Origin of the sequence: Gordonia sp. NPDC127522 (assembly GCF_042672305.1) — a bacterium.
GTDB classification, from domain to species: domain Bacteria; phylum Actinomycetota; class Actinomycetes; order Mycobacteriales; family Mycobacteriaceae; genus Gordonia; species Gordonia hongkongensis.
Genome location: NZ_JBHXVK010000041.1, coordinates 1 through 1,471, shown reverse-complemented (window position 1 = coordinate 1,471; position 1,471 = coordinate 1). Strand labels below are relative to the sequence as shown.

The window sequence follows — 1,471 nt, the reverse complement described above, 5'->3', positions numbered from 1 at the left end:
GGCGGGTTCTAGCGATCCCCGCAACACCCTGGCTTTCAGGGAGTTGCGGGGATCGTGGTTTCTGCAGAGTTGAAGGATCGGTTCTTCGAGGCGCTGGATCGCGAAGGCGGGAGTGTCACGGTTGCCGCTCGGCGTGTGGGTGTCAATCGCAGTACTGCGTCTGGCTGGGTGCGTCGAGCCGGGTTACGCGGGCTTGGCAAGCCGGGGACCTCTGGGCATCCCGGGCGCGCTCGTTATGACGAGTTGCGGGCGGCTGGCGTTCGTCGTCGCGACGCCGCCCAGCAGGTGGGCGTCAATATCCGGACTGCGCAGGATTGGGATCAAGGGATACGCAAAGGTGCTCACGCGCGCCTTCATCCCGATGGTCGCCGCATCGACTACAAGACCGGTATGACAACGTACGACTCAGCGGGGCGACGGCCGTCGGTGGCCAGGATCGAAGCCCAGCTGCATCCTCGGTTCCTGAGCTTGTCTGAGCGTGAGCAGATCGCTGACATGCACCGTGCCGGCGACTCGTTGCGCGAGATCGGACGCCGGTTGGGGCGGGCGGCGTCGACGATCAAACGCGAGATTGATGCGTACTCAGTGTCAGGGGTATACCGTCCCTGTCGGGCTCAAACAGCCTGGGCGAGTGCGCGTTTACGGCCGAAGGAGTCCAAACTCGCCACCGCTGGGCCGCTTCGGGATTACGTCCGCGACAAACTTGCCCAGCAGTGGTCTCCCGAACAGATCTGTCACGCTTTGATCGTCGAGTTCCCCGATGACAAGGCAATGCGAGTGAGTACCGAGACGATCTACCAGGCGATCTACATTCAGGCCCGCGGCGGGTTGCGCCGTGAAGTCGCCGACGCGTTGCGCACCGGACGCACACGTCGTAAGCCTCGCCGGTCTCCAGAGCGCCGCGCAGCCCGGTTTGTCGACGAGATGGTGATGATCTCCGATCGGCCGGCTGAGGTCGAGGACCGGGCGGTTCCGGGCCACTGGGAGGGTGACCTGATTGTCGGTACCCGTTCGGAATCGGCCATCGTGACGCTGGTCGAACGCACGACTCGCTACGTCCTGCTCGGGCATCTGCCTGGCGGGCACACAGCCGAGGAGGTTCGCGACGTGCTGATCCCGCTGATCGGTTCTCTACCCGAGCATCTGCGAGGGTCGTTGACCTGGGACCAGGGCTGTGAAATGGCGGCGCACAAGCAGTTCAGCATCACCACCGGTGTCTCGGTCTACTTCTGCGACCCGCATTCACCATGGCAGCGCGGCTCTAACGAGAACACCAATGGCTTACTGCGCCAATACTTCCCAAAGGGAACCGACTTGTCAGTACACAGCGCCGAGGACCTCGAACTCGTCGCCCAAAGACTCAACGGCCGACCACGCAAAACGCTCGACTGGAGAAACCCAGCCGAACGTCTGCGTGATTTACTTGTGCCAGTCTAACCAACCGGTGTTGCGAGGACCCCTAGAATTCGCC

1 protein-coding gene is annotated in these 1,471 nt (G+C 63.0%); it reads left to right on the top strand.

Translation table 11 applies throughout. The features are described from left to right. Positions 1 to 390 precede the first annotated feature (390 nt). Positions 391 to 1,437: an IS30 family transposase gene (locus ACFVHY_RS24415; protein ID WP_240199239.1), complete on the top strand. Its 1,047-nt coding sequence runs from the start codon at positions 391 to 393 to the stop codon at positions 1,435 to 1,437. Positions 1,438 to 1,471: the final 34 nt, after the last annotated feature.